Origin of the sequence: Nocardiopsis sp. CNS-639 (assembly GCF_000381685.1) — a bacterium.
Taxonomy (GTDB): Bacteria; Actinomycetota; Actinomycetes; order Streptosporangiales; family Streptosporangiaceae; genus Nocardiopsis; species Nocardiopsis dassonvillei.
Map to the genome: position 1 here is coordinate 70,380 of NZ_KB906870.1, position 20,340 is coordinate 90,719.

Sequence of the window (20,340 nt, forward strand, 5' to 3'; positions counted from 1 at the left end):
CGTGGACGAACCCCGGGGTTGGCTGCCCGGTCCGGCACGGGGGTCGGCCCCCGTGCCGGACCGCGGCGTCCGGACCCCGGCTACTCGGTGACGAAGTAGCAGGACTCGTACAGGTCGCCGCCGGAGAGGTCGACGGTGCCGTGCAGGGGTGCCGCCCCGAAGAGCGAGTCCTTCGAGGTGAGCAGCACCCGGTACTCGCCCGGTTCGAGTTCGACGCGCATGACGTCGCCGTCGTCGAAGCAGGAGTTGCCCGAGGGCGGCGAGCTGTAGACCTCGCAGTCCTCGCACGCGGGGGTGATGATCTCCTCGTGGACGGCGTCCGGCCCGACGTAGAGGAACTGCATCTCGTACGGGGTGTTGTTGGTGATCTCCAGGACGCTCTTGTCACTGCCGGAGCTGCCGGTGGGGGCGGGTGCGAAGTCGACCTCGCCGAGCGAGGTCATGGCGTCCATCCTCTCCTCGATGCGCCCGGCGCCGATGTGGGTGACCATCCGCTCGACCTCGTCGGTCTCGTGGTCGGGGTACTCCGCCTCCAGGAGGGCGACCATCTCGTCGGCGGTGTCGAGCGAGCCGCCGTCCACGCTGTCCCAGCCGCAGTTGAAGGCGGCGTCGGGGCGCTCGGTGGTGATGCGCTCGGCGATCTCGGGGACGGTCTCCCAGGCCAGGTCGGAGAACATGTCGATCTGGTCGAAGCCCGCACACCAGTTCTCGGCGGCGTACTCGGCGGTGCCGGTGTCGTAGAGCTCGGTGAGGGCGGTGGGGACCTGGCCCGCGGCCCCGGTGCCCTCGTAGTCCGCCGGGATCACGGTGTAGATCTCGTGCGCCCGCCGCATGCTCTCGCGGTACCCGTCGGTGACCTCGCCGTCGAAGTCCTCCTCGGCCGAGGCCACCAGATCGGCGGCGTAGGAGAGGTGGATGTCGGCGACCTCGCCGTCGGTGTCCTCCCAGCGGGCGGCGGGGTGCTCGAAGTAGGCGGCGTAGGAGTCCAGGGCCTGCGCGTACGCCTCGTTGGCCACGTCGGACTGGGCCAGGTCCAGGAGTGCGCAGGCCTCGGCGCCGGCGCGGGCGCGCGACATGAGCGACGGGGAGAAGGAGAGCTGGAAGAGGTCCTCCACGCTCCCGTAGGCGGCGACCGCCTCGGAGGTCGCGCACTCGCCGCGGGCGTGGGCCGCGTCGGCGACGCGCAGCCGCCACTCCCCCGCCTGCCACACACCGGTGAGGGTCACCAGCAGGGCGAGCGCCAGTCCGGCGGCGGTGAGGAGGGGCAGCGCCCGCTTGGAGGGCTGTTCTCCCCCGCCGAGCAGGCGCTCGTCGCGGGCACGCCCCGCGAACAGGCCGTGCACGGCCGCGGCGGCGAACCAGGCCACGAGGATCGACGCCCACAGGAGGAGGTTGTCGGCGGCGCCGAGGACGGCGGCGGTGACCAGCAGGCCGAGGGTGATGATGAGCGCGGCGGCGAAGAACGGCCACTGGCGCAGGTAGACGTACCCGGCTCCCATGCCCGAGGCGTTGAGCAGCGAGGTGCGCAGCGCGGACGGGGAGGAGAACAGGCCGAGCCTGGGCGGCTTCGGGGGCGGCGGCGGGCCGAACTGACCCGGAGGAGGCCCGCCGGGGGGCATGCCACCGGGAGGGGGTCCCATCGGCGGCGGACCGCCGGGGGGCATACCGCCGGGGGGAGGTCCGCCCGGAGGCGGTCCCATGGGAGGCCGACCGCCCTGCGGCGTCCCGCCCGGGGGCGGCATCATGCCCGGCGGCCTTCCGCCGGGAGGAGGCCCCATGGGGGGCATACCGCCCGGGGGCGGGCCGGGCACACCGCCCGAGTACATCCCGCCCGCGGGTGTGCCCCCGGTGGGCGCGCCACCGGCGGGCCTACCGCCGGTCGGCGCACCGCCGTGGAAGGCCCCTCCGGACGGGTTGGCCCCGGTCGGACCGCCCTGGGCGGGGCCGCCCCCCGCGGGGTCGCCTCCTGTGGGGCCGCTCCCCGCGGGGTTGGCGCCGGTCGGGCCGGAAGGCTCGGGCCCCGGGGGCGGGAAGCCTCCGCCGGGCGGCTGGGAAGGGTCGGGCGGGGGAGGGGAAGAAGTCATGGAGGACCCTGGAATCAGGAGATGGGGGAGATCCCGCGCGTACGGGACCGAGGGGGCCGTGTACACCCTTCACCGAAGACACTACCCAGGTCCCCCGACATCGGACCCCCCCGGAGCGGGCCGCTTCCGGCCATCTCACCGCGGCGGGGCGGGCCCGGGGCCTCCGGCGAAACGGCGGCCCCCGACCGGCCAGCACCGTCGGCCCGGCCCCACGGGTGCCGGGCCGCCGTCAGCGGTCCGCTCCGCGCCCCCTGGGGAGGCGTGGCGCCAGCCCGCGCTCCGTCCCGCCTCCGGGCGGAACGACCCCAACGGCGCGCTTCGCCCGGCCCCAGGGCCTCGTCAGCTTCCGGAGAGCGCGTTGCTGCGGTCTCTGGCCGCCTCGATGGCGTCGGTGAAGGCCGTGCGCACGCCGTGCCGCTCCAGCTCGCGCAGCGCGGCGGCGGTGGTGCCGCCCGGCGAGGTGACGGCCTCGCGCAGCACGACCGGGTGCTCGCCCGAGCCGTTGAGCATCGCGGCGGCGCCCGTGATGGTCTGGCCGACCAGCTTCTGCGCGGTGGCGCGCGGCATCCCCATCGCCACACCGGCCTCGATCATCGTCTCGGCGATGAAGTAGAAGTAGGCGGGGCCGCTGCCGGAGATGGCGGTGACGGTGTCCATGTGGTGCTCGCCCACGCGGATGACATCGCCGACCGTGCCCAGCAGCGCCTCGGCGCGGTCCAGGTGGGCCTCACCGGTGTGGGCGCCTCCCGCGATCGCGGTCATCCCCTGCCCCATCAGGGCGGGCGTGTTGGGCATCGCCCGGACGACGGGGGTTCCGGAGGGCAGGTGCTCCTCCAGCACGGCGGTGGTGATCCCGGCCGCGACGGAGATCACGAGGCAGGAGGAGGACAGGCGCGGCGCCAGGTCGTCCAGCAGCGCCACCATGTCCTGGGGCTTGAGCGCGAGCAGGAGGGTGTCGGCGCGCTTGGCGGCGTCCGCGGCCGGGACCACCTCGATCCCGTAGCGGGCGCGCAGCTCCCCGGCGTGCTCCTCGCGCGGCTCGGTGACGAGGACGTCCTCCGGCGCGTGGCCCGTGGCCAGCATTCCGGCGAGCAGAGCCTCGCCCATCTTCCCGGCACCGATGATGGCGATCATGAAGGTCCTTCCTGCGGATGCCCCCACGCTAACGGCACCGGTGACCCCGCGTGGACACCGGATCCCACTCCGTGGACACCCGGCCCTCACTCGGGGTCGACGGTGCCCTTGTCGTCCACGGTGCCGCCCTCGTCGACCGCGAAGCGGCGGGGCGGCGCCGAGGGGGCGCGGCGCAGCAGCGCGATGCGCTCGCGGCGGTCGCGCGGCCGGTCGCCGGGGCCCGCGGTCCGGGCGAAGTGCAGCCGGGTGAAGGCCAGGGCCTCGGCCAGCTCGCGCATGCGCGCCTGGCGGTCGGGGGCCTTGCGGGTGCTGACCTCCAGGACCAGCTGGCCCTCGAAGCCGTTCCCGGCCAGGTACTCCAGCAGCTCGCCCACCGGCTGGCGTCCGCGCCCGGGGATGAGGTGCTCGTCGAGGTTCTGGCCGCCGATGCCGTCGGCCACGTGGATGTGGGAGAGGCGGTCGCCCAGGCGCTTGGCCATGTCCATGGCGTCGGAGCCGGACATGGCGGTGTGCGACAGGTCGAGCGTGACGTCGGGGTAGTCGCGGTCGAGCGGGTTCCAGCTCGGCGCGTAGGGGACGACCTCGCGGTCGCGCACGCGCACCGGGTACATGTTCTCCACGGCGAAGACGACGTCGGTCTCGTCCTGCATGCGGGAGATACCGGTCTCGAACTCGCGGGCGTAGTCGCGCTGCCATCGGAAGGCGGGGTGCACCACGATCGTCTTGGCGCCCAGGGCCTCGGCCATCTCCTTGGAGCGGACGAGTTTGCCCCAGGGCTCCCTGCCCCACACCCGCTGGGTCAGGACCAGGCAGGGTGAGTGGACCGCGGTGACGGGGATCTGGTGGTAGTCCGAGAGGCGCCGTAGGAGGTCGATGTCCTGGCTTGCCGGATCGGAGGAGACGAGCACCTCCACGCCGTCGTACCCCAGCTTCGCGGCGATCTCGAAGGCGGCCGGGGTCTTCTCCGGGTAGACCGACGCCGACGACAGGACGACGGGCGCGTCTGGGACCTGGATAGGGCTCACGCCAACCAGAGTATGCGCTAACACCCCTCGTGTGCGTACCGCCCGTGTGAACGCGGCGTGCCGTTCTCCCCACGCCCTCCCCCACGGGGGGTGCGGGGCGCGGTCGCGCGGCGGTGGTGGGAGGGCCCGCGGGTGCACCCGCGGAGCCCTGGTTCGTGATTGCCGACCGCCACGTCGTCGGGGCGGTCGGGCCCGGCCGGGTTCACTCCCCGGCGTGTGCGGGGGCCGTCAGCGCGCTGCGCGAGGCCCGCCCGTCTCAGAGCCGTACGGCGCCTGCGAGACCGTGCTTGTGGACGTCCCGTTCGCGGACGTGGTCCCCCGAGTTCGGCGCGTCGATCATGCGCCCGTCACCGAGGTAGATGGCGACGTGGTAGGCGTAGCCGCCGCTGTCGGCCCAGTACAGGATGTCGCCCCTGCGGGCGTTGGAGTAGGAGACCCGGGTCCCGGCGCCGACCTGGTCGTGGGCGATGCGGGGCAGGTCCACCCCGGCCTGCTTGTAGGCCCACTGGACGAGTCCCGAGCAGTCGAAGCCGTTGGGGCCGGTGCCTCCCCAGCGGTAGGGGGTGCCCTTCTTGGACTCGGCGGCGTCGATGGCGTCCTCCACCGTCGACCTGGACAGCGACATGTGGACGCGCCGGGGTCCGGCGGAGTCCTGCGCGGTGGGCGCGGCCTGCTGCGCCGGTCGCACCGGCTGCAGCGACTGGGCCGGCTGGGCGAGCGCGGGCGCCGTACCGGCGGTCAGGGCGGCCGCGGTGAGCGCGGCGACGGCGAGCGCGCGCCCGCCGCTGCGGCGCGGAGGAACGGGCGAGGCCTGCCGCCCCGGATCCGTGGGACGACAGGCCTGCGTTTGCTCGTGGTGTCGCGGTATTCGCATGACGGTGGTTCTCCCGCTCTCGCTCGGAGCGTCGCGGCGCCCACGTCACTGTGACGCGGATCTCCCCGTCGCGACGCCCTCACCATTCGTCACACAGACCACGCTATATGTCACTCTCCGTAGCACGGTCGACCGCCAAAGACGGTAAAGAGTCCTTGACCTTCGGGGGACGAAAGCACTCAGGTCACCACCGAACGGACTCCCCTTCTCGGCTGCCGGTCACCCCGGGTTACGCGGCGTCGTCCACGGGCGCGGAGACCCCCAACTCGGCTCCCACGAAGTCGGCCGTGGCCTGCATACCGAGGTAGTTCGGGTGCACCGGGGCCCCGTTCTCGGGGATCAGGCCCTCCACCCAGCGGGTGTCGGAGGACTGGCAGACGTCGTGGCCGCGCTCGAAGACGTCCACGAAGACCGCGCCCTGGGCCTCGGCCTCCTCGGCGATCATCGCGTTCAGCGCGGTCTGCGCCCGGTCCAGGAAGGGCACGTCGCCCCACGCGATGGGCGTACTCGGCCAGCAGCCCCTGCGCTCGGGCAGGATCTGGAGGTAGCCCACGGCCAGGACCGTGGCGTCGGGGCTGCGCTCTGCGATGTCGGCGTAGACCCCCGCGACCTCCGGCCGCAGGTCCTCGATGCGCTGGTCGAGCTCGTCGCCGTAGTGCTCGGCGCACGGGTCGCCCAGCGGGTTGCTCAGGCTCTGCTTGGCGCACTCCAGGAGCACCTCGGAGAAGCCGAAGTCGTTGCCCGCGATCCCGACCGTGACCAGGTCGGTCTCCGGCGTCAGGGCGTCGAGCTGGGGCGGCGTGTCGTCGAACTGCGGCTCGTAGAGGTCGTTGACGACCGCGCCCGAGCAGCTGGCGTCCGTGAAGTCGGTGATGCCCATCCGCTCGGCGAGCATCGTGGGGTAGTTGTTGGACGTGCGCAGGCAGCCCAGCAGCGGCATGCTGCTGCTGACCCTCTCCTCCCGGATGAGCGGTCCGGCGACGAAGGAGTCGCCGAGGGAGACGTAACTGTCGAAGGCGGGCGCCTGAGCGGTCTCGGCGGCGGCGGGCGCGGCGACCAGGGACGCGCTCAGCGCGGCGACGGCCACGGGGACCAGGGCACGGCGCGGGAATCGGGGCGCGGCGGTGGCGGATGTACGGGGCACGCGGGTTTCCTCTCCATGGAGCGGGGGCGTTGGAGCTGTCGGACCCTAGGAATTCTTTAACACGACCTACGGGATAAGGCGCCTAACTCGTAGGTAACTTTCATGTGTCTCCGAAAGGTCCCTTTACTCCTCTCGGCGGAGTTGTCCCAGGAAGCCGCTAGCGTGGCCACCATGGCGAAGGCAGCGAAGACCACGTTCCGGTGCGCGGAGTGCGGATGGAGCACCCTCAAGTGGGTGGGCCGCTGCGGCGAGTGCCAGGCCTGGGGCACGGTCGAGGAGGCGGGCGCCCCCGCGCCCTCCGCCGTCGCGCCCGCGCCCGTCACCTCCCGGGCCCGGCCCATCACCGAGATCAGCGTGGAGAGCGCCGAGGCCGTCCCCACCGGCGTCGACGAGCTCGACCGGGTCCTGGGCGGCGGCGCGGTCCCGGGCGGCGTGGTGCTGCTCGCCGGTGAGCCCGGCGTGGGCAAGTCCACCCTCCTGCTGGAGGTCGCCGCGATGCGCGCGGCCGAGGGCCCCGTGCTGTACGTGACCGGGGAGGAGTCGGCCGGACAGGTGCGGCTGCGCGCCGAGCGGCTCGGCGCGCTCTCCGACAAGCTCTACCTGGCCGCCGAGACCTCCATCGCCGCCCTGGCCAGCCACGTGGACGCGGTCGGCCCCCGGCTGCTCATCGTGGACTCGGTGCAGACCATGGTCTCCCCCGACGCCAGCGGCGTCCCGGGCGGCGTCACCCAGATCCGCCAGGTGACCGGCGCGCTGATCCAGATCGCCAAGGAGCGGGGGATCGCCACCGTGCTCGTCGGACACGTCACCAAGGACGGGTCCATCGCCGGTCCGCGGATGCTGGAGCACCTGGTGGACGTGGTGCTGCACTTCGAGGGCGAGCGCCACTCCCAGCTGCGGCTGCTGCGCGCGGTCAAGAACCGCTACGGGCCCACCGACGAGATCGGCTGCTTCGAGCTGACCGAGTCCGGCATCGTCGGCCTGCCCGATCCGAGCGGGCTGTTCCTCACCGAGCGCACCGACCCGGTGCCGGGCACGTGCGTCACCGTCACCCTGGAGGGGCGGCGGCCGCTCATCACCGAGGTCCAGGCCCTGGTCGCGCCGACCCCGCTGCCCGCGCCGCGCCGGGCCACCTCGGGCCTGGACACCTCGCGGGTGAACATGATCCTGGCGGTGCTGGAGAAGCGCACGGGCATGAAGCTGGCCAACATGGACGTGTACGCCTCCACCGTGGGCGGTGTGAAGCTGACCGAGCCCGCCGTGGACCTGGCGCTGGCCATGGCGGCGGCCAGCTCCAACAACGACGTCGCGCTGCCCGTCGGCTTCATCGCGATCGGCGAGGTGGGCCTGGCGGGTGACGTGCGCACCGTGAGCGGCGTGCGGCGCCGGGTGGCGGAGGCGCAGCGGCTCGGCTTCACCGAGGCGGTCGTGCCCAAGCACTTCGGCGACCCGGTGCCGGGCATCCGCGTCCACGAGGTGGAGGAGCTGAGCGAGGCCCTGAGCCGGGTGTCCCGGCGGTCGCGGCGGGCCCGCGCCCCCCGGGACGGGGACTGAGCGCGGATCCCCTGCGAACCGGCGCGTCAGAAGTCGAAGACCACGCCCTTCTCGCTCAGGAGCACGCACTCGTTGGAGAACTCCTCGCGGTAGTCCTCGGTGCCGTAGGCCACGGCGACCACCGGGTCGTAGACGAACGTGCAGGGCCGCTCCTGGCCCTCGACCGCCGCCAGCGAACCGGCTTCGGCGATGGCCTCGCAGGCCTCGGCGGCTCTGGGGTGCGTGCCCGCGGCGACGGGGGAGCACACCAGGGTGACCTCACGCGTCTCGCCGGTGGTGAGGCCGTGGACGCGCAGGATGTAGCCGCTCTCACCGGTCTGCGCCGCCTCGACGGCGTGCGCGGGCGCGGCGAGTGCCAGTGCGAGGACGGGAGCGGCGGCCAGGGCCGGGACGATGCGATTCACGACAGCCTCCAGGGACGTGCGGATTCCAGACAGCACGGATGGTAATCGAACCATTACGCGAAGCTGTCGCTTTTCCGCGAGGTCGCCGGAATTTCCCTGCGCCGGGGTTGCGGCCCGACCCGAATGCCGGGCGAAAAGCAGAGAATGCGGGGTTATGTCGGAATCCCCGTCACTCCCGCGCCGACACCCCCGACAGGTGCCCCACGACTCCGTAGCCGTCGGGCCGCAGGTCTCCCCCGGCGTCGGCCGTCCAGCGGCTGACCGAGGCCGCCGCCGCGGGTTCCCGTCGGCTCGTCCGCCACACCTCGTCCTCCTCCAGGCCCTCCAGGATCCCCCGGAGCAGGACCACGACGGGCTCGTGGGCGAACAGCAGCACCCGCTCGCCCGGGTACTCCGCGCACAGGTCCCGCAGGAACGAGCGCAGCCGCAGCAGGACGTCGGCCAGGGACTCGCCGCGCTCGGGTCGGTGGTGCATCCGGTCGGCCAGGCGCCGGGGCGCCTCCTCGGGGTCGTACTCGTCGACCATGGCCGGGGTCATGAACGTGAAGGGGCCGCCGTCGTGGTCGCGCAGCCGCTCGTCCAGGTGCACGGGCAGGACCAGCCCGGCCGCCTCCAGCGCCAGTCCGGCGGTGCGGCGGGCGCGCAGGTAGGTGGAGGAGAACACGACGCCGGGCCGCCGGTCGCCGGTCAGGGACGCCAGCCAGCCCGAGCCCACGGCGCGGGCCTGGCGCACGCCCAGCGGGGTGAGGTCCACGTCGGCGTTGCGCGCGGGCAGGTCCGCCGCGTCCAGGCGCCCGCCGTCGCGCGCGGCGGCCAGGGCGGCGTTGAACGCGCTCTGCCCGTGGCGGACGACCGTCAGTTCCGCCGGTCCGCGGTAGCGCATCGTCGCGTCCCGCCTCCCTCCGCCGTGCCACCGTCGGCCCGGGCGGGGGCGACGGGCGCCGCGACCGGGGCCGGGGCCGCGGTCCGTACGAGGAGGTCCTTCACCTGGGGACTCCTTGGAAGACGAGAGCGGGCACCCCCGGAGGAGCGCCCGCTTGGGAGCGCTCCCAACTGCGGAAAGAGTATCCTCCAACTCCCATGGCGTAAAGGGGTTCACCGCACCGCGGAACCGTCACCGCGGGGCCGGGGGTGTGCGTCGCCCCCGGCCCCGCGGTGTGCGGCGGCTCATGCCTTGAGCTGGAAGGGGAGCTCGGGCTGGTCCCCGGCGTAGTCCCCGTGCAGGTTGGCCCGGTACCAGCCGGGCTGCGCCGAGGCTTCGGTGCCGCGGCAGTCCTCGAAGGAGCGCATCCGCTCCCAGGTGAACGTGTACTCGTGCGGGACGCCCCTGCTGATCTGGCGCTTCTCCGCGCTCTTGTTCTCCGCGCAGTCGGCGGTGGAGAAGATCCGGTCGTCGCCCGAGTGGATGCGGATCTCCATGGCCTCGCCGCCCACGTCCACGGTGCAGGTCTGCTCGGCGGTGTTGACCACGGTGATCTTGAAACCCGGGTTGGCGCCGGCCCCGTAGACCTCCTGGTCCTCCTCCGCGTACTCGAAGGTCACCACGATGTCCTGCGGGCGGCAGGCGTCCTCGGGGCGCTCCGGAGCGGGCACCTCGCCGCCCTCGCCGCCCTCCCCGCCCTCGGCGGAGTCGCCGTCGCCGGCCGCGGAGCCGCCGGAGTCCTCAGCGTCCTCGGAGGGGTCGGCGCTCTCCCGTGCCCCCTCGGAGGGATCGGCCTCGGGTTCCTCGCTCGCGTCCGCGGAGGGCTCGGTGGGTGAGACACTGGGGGAGGCCTCGATGCCCGCGTCCGAGCGGGTCGGCTCGCCGCTCTCCTCCCCGGAGGGGCGGCAGGCGTACGCGATGAGCGCGAGCAACAACAGGGCCCCGGCCAGCACGAAGGCTCGCCGCTTCCAGTAGGTCTCGCGGCTGACGGCTCCTGGTTGTCCGGTACTTGACGCCATGCGCCGTAGTATTGCGGTTTTGCGTGTACCTCACCTACTCAACCCGCCGATTCCCAGTTAAAGATGAGCGATAACCCTTACAGCACCCCGGTTCTGGCGTGGTACGAGAGTCACGCCCGCGACCTCCCCTGGCGACGGCCCGACGCCTCACCGTGGTCGATCCTGGTCAGCGAGATCATGCTCCAGCAGACGCCCGTGGTGCGTGTCCTGCCCGCCTGGACCGCCTGGATGGAGCGCTGGCCCACCCCGGCCGACCTGGCACGGGAGCCCTCCGGTGAGGCTGTGCGCATGTGGAACCGGCTCGGCTACCCGCGCAGGGCGCTGCGCCTGCACGCCTGCGCGGTGGCGATCACCGAGGAACACGGCGGGCGGGTCCCCGAGGACCACGCAACCCTGCTGTCCCTGCCGGGTGTGGGCTCCTACACCGCGGCGGCGGTGGCGAGCTTCGCCTTCGGTCAGCGGCACGCCATTCTGGACACGAACGTTCGACGTGTCCTGGCGAGAGCCGAAACCGGGGTCCAGTACCCGCCGAAAACCCAGACGAAGGCGGAGACCGCCCTCGCCGAGTCCCTGCTGCCGTCCGCGCCCTCGGTGGCCGCCCGCTGGGGCGTGGCCGTCATGGAGCTGGGGGCGCTGGTGTGCACCGCGCGCACGCCCGCGTGCGCCGACTGCCCGATCGCCCATCAGTGCGCCTGGCGGCTCGCGGGCAAGCCCGCCTACGACGGTCCGCCCCGGCGCGGCCAGACCTACGCGGGCACCGACCGCCAGGTACGCGGACGGCTGCTGGCGGTGCTGCGCGACTCCGCCCACCCGGTGCCCAAGGGCGCGCTGGACGTGGTCTGGGACGACCACGTCCAGCGCGAGCGGGCCCTGGACGCGCTGGTGTCCGACGGCCTGGTGGACCCCCTGGACGACGGCCGGTACGCCCTGCCGGGCTGAGCGCGCCCGGTCCGGGAAGGCCGGTCGCCGCGCGGCGGCCGGAAGGCGGGCGCACCCCGACACCCGGTGCCGCCCCCCGGTCGGCGCGGCCGGGAAGGGAGTCTCAGGTCCGCGGGCCGGGGTGCCGCGCCGCGGCGGTCCCGGTCTCCCCCGCGGGGTCGGCCTCGGTGCCGGAGTGGCCGTCGCTGCACGGCGCGCCCGGCTCGGGGGTGTTCTCACCCTGGACGAACTCCACGAGGTACTCCGCCAGGCGCGGGTCCTCGGGGTCCTCCAGCAGGATCTGGGAGCCCCAGGCCGACGCCACCACCGGGGCGGGCAGGCCCTCCACGGGGCTGATCACCAGGTAGTCGCCGGGCGAGTAGTACCCGGCCAGGGTCTGGACCTGCGCCTGGGAGAGCCCGGGGTCGTAGGCGATCCACACGGCGCCGTGCTCCTGGGCGTGCACGACGTACTCCGAGCGCAGGGGCTGGTCGTAGACGCCGCAGTTCTGCCAGATCGGGTAGTGCGGCCCGCCCGCGGGCGGGAACATCCCGTAGTCGACGGTCTCGCCCTCGTCCACGTGTTCGCTGGACAGGCCCTCGTAGTACCGCACCTCGCCGACGCCCTCCGCGGAGGTTCCGCCGCCACCGCCGGAGAACAGCCACACCGCGGCGATCCCGCCGCCCAGCATGAGGACGACGACCAGGGCAACGGCCCCGATGATCAGGCCGGTCCCGCCCTTCCTGCCCGGCTGGGGCTGGTGCGGGTACGGACCGGGCGGACCGTAGGGACCCTGGGGGCCGGGCGGACCGCCGTGGGGGCCCTGCGGCCCCATGGGCGGCGGCGTCGCGCCCGGGGGGACCTGCCCCGGGGAAGGCGGACCGCCGGTCGGGGGCTGGCCTCCGGGAGGCGGACCGCCGGGCGGAACCGCGCCGTGGTGTCCTGGGGGCGCCTCACCCGGCCGGGGACCGTGTGGAGCGGGTCCGGGCTGCGGCTGCCGCGCCTGCCACGGACCGTGCTGTCGGGGATCTGGATGAGTCACGTTCGCACCCTAGAACATGCCGGGCGGGCGCACACCCCGCGGCCGGACGCGCGGCGTCGGCCCCGCATGACGAAGGGGGCACCCCCGAAGGGGTGCCCCCGAAGTCACGGGCGGTCGGGCGGCGCTACTCCCGCTTGCCCGCGGCCGACTCCTCGACCTCGGGCGTGTCCGGCACCGCGGCCGGCTTGGGCACGCCCTTGAAGGTGAACTTGGCGTCCGTGCCCTCGCCCTCGGCGTCGATCACCACGATCTGGCCCGCCTTGAGGTCGCCGAACAGGATCTTCTCGGACAGCTGGTCCTCGATCTCCCGCTGGATCGTCCGGCGCAGCGGACGGGCGCCCAGCACGGGGTCGAACCCGCGCTCGGAGAGGATCTGCTTGGCCTTGGGCCGCAGCTCGATCCCCATGTCCCGCTCCTTGAGACGGCTGTCCAGGCTCGTGATCATCAGATCCACGATCTGGAAGATCTCCTTCTCCGTCAGCTGGTGGAAGACGATGATGTCGTCCACACGGTTGAGGAACTCGGGCCGGAAGTTGGTCTTGAGCTCCTCGCTGACCTTGGCCTTCATCCGCTCGTAGTTGGTCTGGGCGTCGTCCTCCTTGGCGAAGCCCATGGCCTGCCCCTTGGAGATGTCCCGGGTGCCCAGGTTGGTCGTCATGATGATGACCGTGTTCTTGAAGTCGACGTTGCGACCCTGGGCGTCGGTGAGACGTCCCTCCTCCAGCACCTGGAGCAGCGAGTTGAAGATGTCGTTGTGGGCCTTCTCGATCTCGTCGAAGAGCACCACGGAGAACGGCTTGCGGCGCACCTTCTCGGTGAGCTGGCCGCCCTCCTCGTAGCCCACGTACCCGGGCGGGGAGCCGAACAGCCGCGAGACGGTGTGCTTCTCCATGAACTCGGACATGTCCAGCTGGATCAGCGCGTCCTCGTCCCCGAACAGGAACTCGGCCAGCGTCTTGGACAGCTCGGTCTTACCCACACCGGACGGGCCGGCGAAGATGAACGAACCACCCGGGCGCTTGGGGTCCTTGAGCCCGGCGCGGGTACGGCGGATCGCCTGGGAGAGCGCCTTGATGGCGTCCTCCTGGCCGATGACGCGCCGGTGCAGCTCGTCCTCCATGCGCAGCAGCCGGGAGGACTCCTCCTCGGTGAGCTTGAAGACCGGGATACCGGTGGAGGCGGCCAGGACCTCGGCGATGAGCTCCTCGTCCACCTCGGCCACGACGTCCATGTCGCCGGCCTTCCACTCCTTCTCCCGCTGCGCCTTCTTGCCCAGGAGCTGCTTCTCGTCGTCGCGCAGCGACGCCGCCTTCTCGAAGTCCTGCGCGTCGATCGCGGACTCCTTGTCGCGGCGCACCGCGGCGATCTTCTCGTCGAACTCGCGCAGGTCCGGCGGAGCGGTCATCCGGCGGATGCGCATCCGCGAGCCAGCCTCGTCGATGAGGTCGATCGCCTTGTCGGGCAGGAACCGGTCGCTGATGTAGCGGTCGGCCAGCTGCGCGGCGGCCACCAGAGCGCTGTCGGTGATGGAGACCCGGTGGTGGGCCTCGTAGCGGTCGCGCAGGCCCTTGAGGATCTCGATGGCGTGCTTGATGGTCGGCTCGTCCACCTGGATGGGCTGGAAGCGGCGCTCCAGCGCGGCGTCCTTCTCCAGGTACTTGCGGTACTCGTCCAACGTGGTCGCGCCGATGGTCTGGAGCTCACCCCGGGCCAGCATGGGCTTGAGGATGGAGGCGGCGTCTATGGCGCCCTCAGCCGCGCCCGCGCCGACCAGCGTGTGCAGCTCGTCGATGAACAGGATGATGTCGCCGCGGGTGCGGATCTCCTTGAGCACCTTCTTGAGGCGCTCCTCGAAGTCACCGCGGTAGCGGCTGCCCGCGACCAGCGCGCCCAGGTCCAGCGTGTACAGCTGCTTGTCCTTGAGCGTCTCGGGGATCTCGCCCTTGACGATCTTCTGGGCCAGACCCTCGACCACGGCCGTCTTGCCGACGCCGGGCTCACCGATCAGGACCGGGTTGTTCTTGGTCCTGCGGGACAGGACCTGCATGACCCGCTCGATCTCCTTGTCCCTGCCGATGACCGGGTCGAGCTTGCTCTCCCGGGCGGCCTGGGTCAGGTTGCGGCCGAACTGGTCCAGCACCAGCGAGGTGGAGGGGGTGGACTCCGACGAGGCGCCGGTGGCCTGCGGTTCCTTGCCCTGGTAGCCGTGCAGCAGCTGGATGACCTGCTGGCGCACGCGGTTGAGGTCCGCGCCCAGCTTGACCAGGACCTGGGCGGCGACGCCCTCGCCCTCGCGGATCAGGCCCAGCAGTATGTGCTCGGTACCGATGTAGTTGTGGCCCAGCTGAAGCGCCTCGCGCAGCGACAGCTCCAGGACCTTCTTGGCTCTCGGGGTGAACGGGATGTGCCCCGACGGGGCCTGCTGCCCCTGGCCGATGATCTCCTCAACCTGCTGCCGAACCGCTTCGAGGCTGATACCAAGGCTCTCCAGAGCCTTGGCGGCGACGCCCTCACCCTCGTGGATGAGACCGAGCAGGATGTGCTCCGTACCGATGTAGTTGTGGTTGAGCATCCTGGCCTCTTCCTGGGCCAGAACCACCACTCGCCGCGCGCGGTCGGTAAACCTCTCGAACATGTCTCGTCGCTCCTCTACAGAGCGGTCAGGCAGGGACGGTTCACTCCGACCCAACTCTTCCGCATATCGGCCCCACAGGGATGAACCGCCCCGGGGAGCGCTGTCGCACCCGTCCGTACGGTCGACCGGCTGCCGACCAGACGTAGGTCTCCGTACGGTCGGCCGCAGCCGTCCGTGCCAGAGACTTTCCCCGACGATAGGGCGTTCACCCAACATCCAACTACCAATTGCGGCGCCAGATTTCCCTGTACGCCGAAGGCGAACGGCCCGGGCTCTCCCTGTGTCACAGGAGTGCCCGGACCGCGCACGTGTAAGCGTTATCGGCTCTGAGCGAACAAGCCGCGTGTTGTTCTTCCGACCGGACCGTTCGGTCGGGGAAAGCGGGAAATGCGCGCCGTCGACCGGAGCGGGGATGGTGTGGGACTCGGGTCCCGCGACCGGGGCCGCGGGACCGGAAGCGAGTGCCTTTCCCCGGAACCGGGAGGTCGCGTGCGGTCCCGATCGTTCGTGGGCGGTCGCGCGCGGAGGCGGCGTCGCGGCGCTCCGGCGCACTGCCCCGCTCCGCCTCGCCGTCCGGCCCAGCGCGTGGGTGTGGCGGCGGAGGTCTGGAGCCGCGGGGCCGCAGGAGCGCTGTCATCGGCGCGGAGCCCTGTCCGGCGCCCCGTACCGCCCGAAGGACCCGTCGGGCCCGGCGTATCCCCTGGTATCCCGTGTCACTGGGCCGCGCCGCGGCCCGGGATGGTCGGGTTCGGGTGTCTTCCCCCGGCAGGTACCGACCGTAATTCGATCAAGACCTGACAACATTTCGGCGAACCGGGGGTCGGCGGCAAACCTAGCCCTTGATGGCCTCATATTCGGCGACGATCGCCGCGGGGATACGGCCGCGCTCATTGACGGGCTTGCCCGCGGCCTTCGCCCAGGCGCGAATCTCGGCGCTGCGCTCACGGCTGGGAGCATTCCGGCTGCCGGTGCGGCGGCCCGCGCTGCGGGACGCCTTGGCCGGAGCCTTGCGGGCGGCGTCGACGAACGGAGTAAGGGCCTCGCGGAGCTTGGCCGCATTACCCGCGCTGAGGTCGATTTCGTACACGGAGCCGTCCAGACCGAACGTCACCGTCTCCTCGGCCTCGCCGCCGTCGAGGTCGTCGACCAGGAAAACCTGGACCTTCTGTGCCATGGAATCAAACCTTTCAGAAGAGCGGTGTCTCCACACCTGAATGTAAAGCTATCTCGCGAGAACGCGGAAGACAATTCCCGGCGTGCCTGAAATCACCCGGACACCGTGTCGGGTTTCGGGGGTCACCGGCGGGCGCGCGGGATCGGCGAGATGGCCCGCGCACGCGCGTGGCCGGTTCGTCGCTCCCCGAGGAGCGCGTGATCGGTCGAGTACCGTATCAACGACCGTCGGATTCGGTGCGTTCCCCACTCCGGACAATCGGCGTCTCGTTCGCGGCTCCCGGCTCAGCGGCCCCGGAACCATCCCTGCCCTCACCCGTGCCTTCGGCCGCCTTGTCCTTGCTGACCAGGCTTCCGTCCATCCGGCGGGGCGCCATCTCCTTGCGCAGGAGCTGGATGACGAAGGTGCAGAAGACGGCACCGACAACCACCGGTGGGATGAGCGCCGACAATACGTCGATCAGTCCGGGGGGAAGCACCGACGACAAAAAGTTCCCCATCGAAGCCGTCCACCCTTCCTGGTTGTTACTTATTGCAGCAAATACCCGACTCCGTGTCGGGCTGCTCCTGGGGGATGGCTCGCCAGGCACCCGGGCAAACGCATACCGGACATCATAGACATCGTTTGCCCCCGGTTTGACACCGGACGTACCCGAGACACCTCCGGCAAACCCGAAGGGGGCCAATGTCCGGCCGTGCGTTCGGCGTCCTGGTGTGTCCGCGGGGGAACACCGTGTCCACCGGTGTCAAATCCCGACCCTTCGTCACCGCTTCGCGGAACTTCCTTCAACGTGTGGGCGGGACTCCACCCCTGGGGTACACATTACCCGCCCCCTTCCCCGACCCCGCCATCCGGTTGTGCATAAGCTGCGCGGACGCGGGTCGGACGCGGTGTTGGCCCGGCTGCGGCCCGTATGGGGAACTTGGTCCCGAGTGAGCGCGAAAACCTTTAGGTCCGGGTGGTTCGCGTTGCCGCGTCGAGGTGCACAAGCATGCGGGTGTTCCCGAGGGTGTTGGGCTTAACCCGCTCCAAGTCGAGAAATTCGGCGACGCCCTCGTCATAGGAACGCAGGAGTTCCTCGTACACACGGGGGGAGACCGGCGTGCCCTGGATCCGGGCAAAGCCGTGTTTGGCGAAGAAACCGGTCTCGAATGTCAGGCAGAACACACGGCGCACGCCCAACTCCCGTGCGGTGTCCAGCAGCGCGGACACGATCCGGTGTCCGACGCCGAACCCGCGCAGGGAGGGGTCCACGGCGACGGTGCGCACCTCCGCCAGGTCCTCCCAGAGCACGTGCAGCGCTCCGCAGCCCACCACGCGGTACTCGGCCCCGGCGTCGGGGGGGTCGGCGCGCTCCGCTCCGGGCGCGGGGGCGCCGGGAGGGGGCGCGGCGTGCGGGGAGACGGGGCCGGAGCCGTCGGGGACCACCTCGGCCTCGGCCACCCAGAACTCCTGGACGTCCTCGTAGAGGTTGACGGTGCTCTTGGAGAGCACGCGCCGGTCGACGGTGTAGGCGTCGACGAGGCGTCGGACGGCGGCGACGTCGCGCGTCCTGGCGCGGCGCACGTGAACATGGCGAACGGGCATAGCCGGACCAGACTACGCCCGGGCCCCGCGCCCGGCGGACGCGCGCGGTCCGAAAACGCGTCGGCACCCACCGGTGCGCCGGTGGGTGCCGTGGTGGGTGCCGCGCCCGCCGGATCGCCCTTGCTCCGGCGAGCACCTTCTCCGGAGGTCGCCCGGCGCCGCCGCGCGACCGCGGCGCCGGTCCGCGGACGGCTCAGATGAGCTGGCGCCGCGCGGCCCAGACGACCGCCTCGATGGGCGTGTTCACGCCGAGCACGTCGCAGATGTTGCGGATGCGGCGGCGCAGGGTGCGCGCGCTGAGTTCGAGGTGCCGGGCCGCCACCTCCGTGGTGACACCGGTGGCGATCTCGGCGAGCAGTTCGAGTTCCTCGTGGTTCAGTTCCACCGGCGCGTAGGGGCTGCTCACAGCCGTCTCGTGCGGGCGGGCCTGCAGGGGGACCACGTTCTCCCGGTGCTCCCTGGTCTGAAGGGTGCCCTGGTCATCAGCGGTACGTCGTACGAGTGTGGCCTGTTCCACTCCGTCCTCCCTCATCATGTGAGTGCGGAACATCGACTCGTCACCTGGCGGACGCGAGCGCGCCGGACACGGGTCTCCCCCTGGTCCGGCGCGACGGAAGACTCCCGGGCGCACCGCTGTCCCCCGCGTATCCCTCTGGCACAGGGACCGGGGGCGGGCGCACGGACGTCGCAGGGGCCGGTTCGCTGGAGGCTGGGACGGACAGACTCCACCGAGGGCGCGCATGCGCGCGGGAACGCGGACCGCGTCCGGCGGTCCTCTCCCCGCTCACCGTCGTTCTCGATCCACTTCGGCGAACTCCACGGGTCTCGACCCGCTCACAGCACGCTAGGCCGCAGAGATGATACCGTCAAGGCCCCATAAATCACCATGTGTAGTTATGGCAGCCCCTTCCGTGACAAAGTAATGGAAGGGAAAATACGCTGACTACATTGACCTGCGTAAACAACGTTCAGCGGAGAGTGGCCGAGTTCGCCCGGCCCCGGTCGGCAAAAACTTCGGAACTGTCCGACGGGCCACGCGGCCGTGGCCCCCGGTTCGCACGGCCTGTCCGGCCGGGACGGCGGAACCCGTGGTACGGGCCCTGTCCCGGCTGAGGGGACGGGGCCGCCGCACCGTGTGTGCGACGGCCCCGCTCCGCCTTTCGGTCATCCGACCGACGCCGTTATATCCCCGGTAAATCCGGGACCATGGTGCTCCGGTTCAATCCCCGGAAGGCTTCACGAGCGGGAAAAGGACAGTTTCCCGGATGTTCTTTCCGGTGAAGGCCATGAGGAGGCGGTCGATACCGACGCCCACACCGCCGGTCGGCGGCATTCCGTACTCCAGGGCCCGCAGGAAGTCCTCGTCCAGCTGCATCGCCTCGGGGTCGCCCTCCGCGGCCATCAGCGACTGCCGGGTGAGGCGCTCGCGCTGCTCGACCGGGTCGACCAGCTCCGAGTAGCCCGTGCCCATCTCCATGCCGAACCCGATGAGGTCCCACTTCTCGGTGAGCAGCGGGTCCTCGCGGTGCTGCCGGGTGAGCGGGCTGGTCTCCACCGGGAAGTCGCGCACGAAGGTGGGCTGGACGAGCGTGTGCTCCACCAGCTCCTCGAAGACGTGCTCCACGAGCTTGCCCTGTCCCCAGGAGGGGTCGTACTCCACTCCCCTGGAGTCGGCCAGGCGGCGGACCTCGTCGATCGGCGTGCGCGGGTCGACCTCGGCCCCCAGCGCCTCGGACACCGCCCCGTACAGGGTGACCTGCGGCCACTCCCCGCCCAGGTCGTAGGTGCGCCCGTCCCGCTCGACCACCGTCGAGCCGAACACGGCGCGCGCCGCCTCCTGGATGAGTTCGCGGGTCAGGTCGGCCATGACGTTGTAGTCGGCGTAGGCCTGGTAGAACTCCAGCATCGTGAACTCGGGGTTGTGCGTGGAGTCCGCGCCCTCGTTGCGGAAGTTGCGGTTGACCTCGAAGACCTTCTCCAGGCCGCCCACGACCAGCCGCTTGAGGGACAGCTCGGGGGCGATGCGCAGGTACAGGTCCATGTCGTAGGCGTTGATGTGGGTGGTGAACGGGCGCGCCGTGGCACCGCCGTGCACCCGCATCAGCATGGGCGTCTCGACCTCGACGAAGTCGCGGGAGGCGAGCCCCTCGCGGATCGCGCGGATGGCGGCCGAGCGGCGGCGCACCATCTGCTGGGACTCGGGGTTGACGATGAGGTCGACGTAGCGCTGGCGGACCCGGGCCTCGGGGTCGGTCAGGCCCTTGTGCTTCTCCGGGAGCGGGCGCAGGCACTTGGCGGTCAGCGTCCAGGAGGTCACCAGGATCGACAGCTCGCCGCGGCGGGAGGTGATGACCTCGCCCTCCACGCCCACGTGGTCGCCGAGGTCGACGTCGGCCTTCCAGGCGTCCAGGCGCTCCCGGCCCACCTGGTCCAGGGACAGCATGATCTGGATGTCGCCGGTCTCGTCGCGCAGGGTGGCGAAGCACAGCTTGCCGCCGGTGCGGTAGAGCATGACGCGTCCGGCGACGGAGACCTCCGCGCCCGTGCGGGTGTCCGGCTCCAGTCCCTGGTGTTTGTCGCGCACGGCCCCGATCGACGTGGACCGCGGGAAGGTCACGGGGAAGGGGTCGGTGCCCTCCTCCCGCAGCCGGTCCAGCTTCTGGCGCCGGACCCGCATCTGTTCGGGCAGGTCGTCGTAGGTGTCGTCGTGCGCGTCATTCACGCGCACGATCCTACCGGCGGCCGCGGTCCGGCCCGACCGGTCGGCGTCCGCGGGAACGGGGCGCGCTCCGGTGGTCGGGGTCCCGTCCCGGGGTAGGGGCAC

17 protein-coding genes are annotated in these 20,340 nt (G+C 71.7%); 2 read left to right on the forward strand and 15 right to left on the reverse strand.

Annotated features, from left to right (window positions below; all coding sequences use genetic code 11):
* Nucleotides 1-80 precede the first annotated feature (80 nt).
* The 5 genes from G011_RS0122385 to G011_RS0122405 all read right to left on the reverse strand — a co-directional run bounded on the left by G011_RS0122385 (nt 81) and on the right by G011_RS0122405 (nt 6,261).
* Nucleotides 81-1,619 (reverse strand): hypothetical protein, encoded by a 1,539-nt coding sequence (locus G011_RS0122385; protein WP_019610439.1) that lies wholly within the window; start codon nt 1,617-1,619, stop codon nt 81-83.
* An 804-nt stretch (nt 1,620-2,423) separates the two neighbouring features.
* Nucleotides 2,424-3,218: a pyrroline-5-carboxylate reductase gene (gene proC, locus G011_RS0122390; protein WP_019610440.1), complete on the reverse strand. Its 795-nt coding sequence runs from the start codon at nt 3,216-3,218 to the stop codon at nt 2,424-2,426.
* An 86-nt stretch (nt 3,219-3,304) separates the two neighbouring features.
* On the reverse strand, nt 3,305-4,243 hold the full coding sequence (locus G011_RS0122395) for a sugar phosphate isomerase/epimerase (RefSeq protein WP_013155990.1): 939 nt from the start codon (nt 4,241-4,243) through the stop codon (nt 3,305-3,307).
* Nucleotides 4,244-4,499: 256 nt separating this feature from the next.
* Nucleotides 4,500-5,117: a C40 family peptidase gene (locus G011_RS0122400; protein WP_019610441.1), complete on the reverse strand. Its 618-nt coding sequence runs from the start codon at nt 5,115-5,117 to the stop codon at nt 4,500-4,502.
* A 229-nt stretch (nt 5,118-5,346) separates the two neighbouring features.
* Nucleotides 5,347-6,261, reverse strand: a complete 915-nt coding sequence (locus tag G011_RS0122405; protein WP_019610442.1) for an SGNH/GDSL hydrolase family protein — start codon at nt 6,259-6,261, stop codon at nt 5,347-5,349.
* A gap of 171 nt (nt 6,262-6,432) precedes the next feature.
* Here G011_RS0122405 and radA point away from each other — a divergent pair, with 171 nt between their 5' ends.
* A complete protein-coding gene (radA, locus tag G011_RS0122410) occupies nt 6,433-7,815 on the forward strand; it encodes a DNA repair protein RadA (RefSeq protein ID WP_026338551.1) in 1,383 nt (460 codons plus the stop codon).
* Nucleotides 7,816-7,841: 26 nt separating this feature from the next.
* On the opposite strand, the gene G011_RS0122415 is transcribed toward radA, so the two are convergent.
* The 3 genes from G011_RS0122415 to G011_RS0122425 form a co-directional block, all read right to left on the reverse strand.
* Nucleotides 7,842-8,219 carry an SSI family serine proteinase inhibitor gene (locus tag G011_RS0122415; RefSeq protein WP_019610444.1) on the reverse strand — a complete coding sequence of 126 codons (378 nt, stop codon included), beginning with the start codon at nt 8,217-8,219 and terminating at the stop codon, nt 7,842-7,844.
* Between the two features lie 169 nt (nt 8,220-8,388).
* Entirely contained in the window at nt 8,389-9,102 is a 714-nt protein-coding gene (locus tag G011_RS0122420) for a histidine phosphatase family protein (protein ID WP_019610445.1), read from the reverse strand.
* 284 nt (nt 9,103-9,386) lie between these two features.
* Nucleotides 9,387-10,094, reverse strand: coding sequence for a hypothetical protein (locus G011_RS0122425; protein WP_019610446.1), 708 nt, complete (start codon nt 10,092-10,094; stop codon nt 9,387-9,389).
* 129 nt (nt 10,095-10,223) lie between these two features.
* Here G011_RS0122425 and G011_RS0122430 point away from each other — a divergent pair, with 129 nt between their 5' ends.
* Nucleotides 10,224-11,099 (forward strand): A/G-specific adenine glycosylase, encoded by an 876-nt coding sequence (locus tag G011_RS0122430; protein ID WP_019610447.1) that lies wholly within the window; start codon nt 10,224-10,226, stop codon nt 11,097-11,099.
* A 103-nt stretch (nt 11,100-11,202) separates the two neighbouring features.
* Here the strand turns inward: G011_RS0122430 and G011_RS30160 are convergent, their stop codons facing one another.
* The 7 genes from G011_RS30160 to lysX all read right to left on the reverse strand — a co-directional run bounded on the left by G011_RS30160 (nt 11,203) and on the right by lysX (nt 20,340).
* Nucleotides 11,203-11,913 carry a DUF3105 domain-containing protein gene (locus G011_RS30160; RefSeq protein ID WP_026338552.1) on the reverse strand — a complete coding sequence of 237 codons (711 nt, stop codon included), beginning with the start codon at nt 11,911-11,913 and terminating at the stop codon, nt 11,203-11,205.
* 331 nt (nt 11,914-12,244) lie between these two features.
* On the reverse strand, nt 12,245-14,755 hold the full coding sequence (locus G011_RS0122440; protein ID WP_081643020.1) for an ATP-dependent Clp protease ATP-binding subunit: 2,511 nt from the start codon (nt 14,753-14,755) through the stop codon (nt 12,245-12,247).
* An 832-nt stretch (nt 14,756-15,587) separates the two neighbouring features.
* Entirely contained in the window at nt 15,588-15,929 is a 342-nt protein-coding gene (locus tag G011_RS0122445; RefSeq protein WP_013155980.1) for an Lsr2 family protein, read from the reverse strand.
* A gap of 217 nt (nt 15,930-16,146) precedes the next feature.
* Complete coding sequence (locus G011_RS0122450; RefSeq protein WP_019610449.1) at nt 16,147-16,428, reverse strand: hypothetical protein; 282 nt, start codon at nt 16,426-16,428, stop codon at nt 16,147-16,149.
* A 449-nt stretch (nt 16,429-16,877) separates the two neighbouring features.
* Nucleotides 16,878-17,516 (reverse strand): amino-acid N-acetyltransferase, encoded by a 639-nt coding sequence (locus G011_RS0122455; protein ID WP_026338553.1) that lies wholly within the window; start codon nt 17,514-17,516, stop codon nt 16,878-16,880.
* 193 nt (nt 17,517-17,709) lie between these two features.
* Nucleotides 17,710-18,033, reverse strand: a complete 324-nt coding sequence (locus tag G011_RS0122460; protein ID WP_026338554.1) for a LuxR C-terminal-related transcriptional regulator — start codon at nt 18,031-18,033, stop codon at nt 17,710-17,712.
* 702 nt (nt 18,034-18,735) lie between these two features.
* On the reverse strand, nt 18,736-20,340 hold the full coding sequence (gene lysX, locus G011_RS0122465) for a bifunctional lysylphosphatidylglycerol synthetase/lysine--tRNA ligase LysX (protein WP_081461785.1): 1,605 nt from the start codon (nt 20,338-20,340) through the stop codon (nt 18,736-18,738).

Bases quoted from the DNA above. Each gene is read 5' to 3' on its own strand.
- G011_RS0122385 (WP_019610439.1), bottom strand. From the start codon at position 1,619: ATGCCCCCCGGCGGGCCTCCTCCGGGTCAGTTCGGCCCGCCGCCGCCC.
- proC (WP_019610440.1), bottom strand. From the start codon at position 3,218: ATGATCGCCATCATCGGTGCCGGGAAGATGGGCGAGGCTCTGCTCGCC.
- G011_RS0122400 (WP_019610441.1), bottom strand. From the start codon at position 5,117: ATGCGAATACCGCGACACCACGAGCAAACGCAGGCCTGTCGTCCCACG.
- radA (WP_026338551.1), top strand. From the start codon at position 6,433: ATGGCGAAGGCAGCGAAGACCACGTTCCGGTGCGCGGAGTGCGGATGG.
- G011_RS0122420 (WP_019610445.1), bottom strand. From the start codon at position 9,102: ATGCGCTACCGCGGACCGGCGGAACTGACGGTCGTCCGCCACGGGCAG.
- G011_RS0122430 (WP_019610447.1), top strand. From the start codon at position 10,224: ATGAGCGATAACCCTTACAGCACCCCGGTTCTGGCGTGGTACGAGAGT.
- G011_RS30160 (WP_026338552.1), bottom strand. From the start codon at position 11,913: ATGGGGCCGCAGGGCCCCCACGGCGGTCCGCCCGGCCCCCAGGGTCCC.
- G011_RS0122440 (WP_081643020.1), bottom strand. From the start codon at position 14,755: ATGTTCGAGAGGTTTACCGACCGCGCGCGGCGAGTGGTGGTTCTGGCC.
- G011_RS0122445 (WP_013155980.1), bottom strand. From the start codon at position 15,929: ATGGCACAGAAGGTCCAGGTTTTCCTGGTCGACGACCTCGACGGCGGC.
- G011_RS0122450 (WP_019610449.1), bottom strand. From the start codon at position 16,428: ATGGGGAACTTTTTGTCGTCGGTGCTTCCCCCCGGACTGATCGACGTA.
- G011_RS0122455 (WP_026338553.1), bottom strand. From the start codon at position 17,516: ATGCCCGTTCGCCATGTTCACGTGCGCCGCGCCAGGACGCGCGACGTC.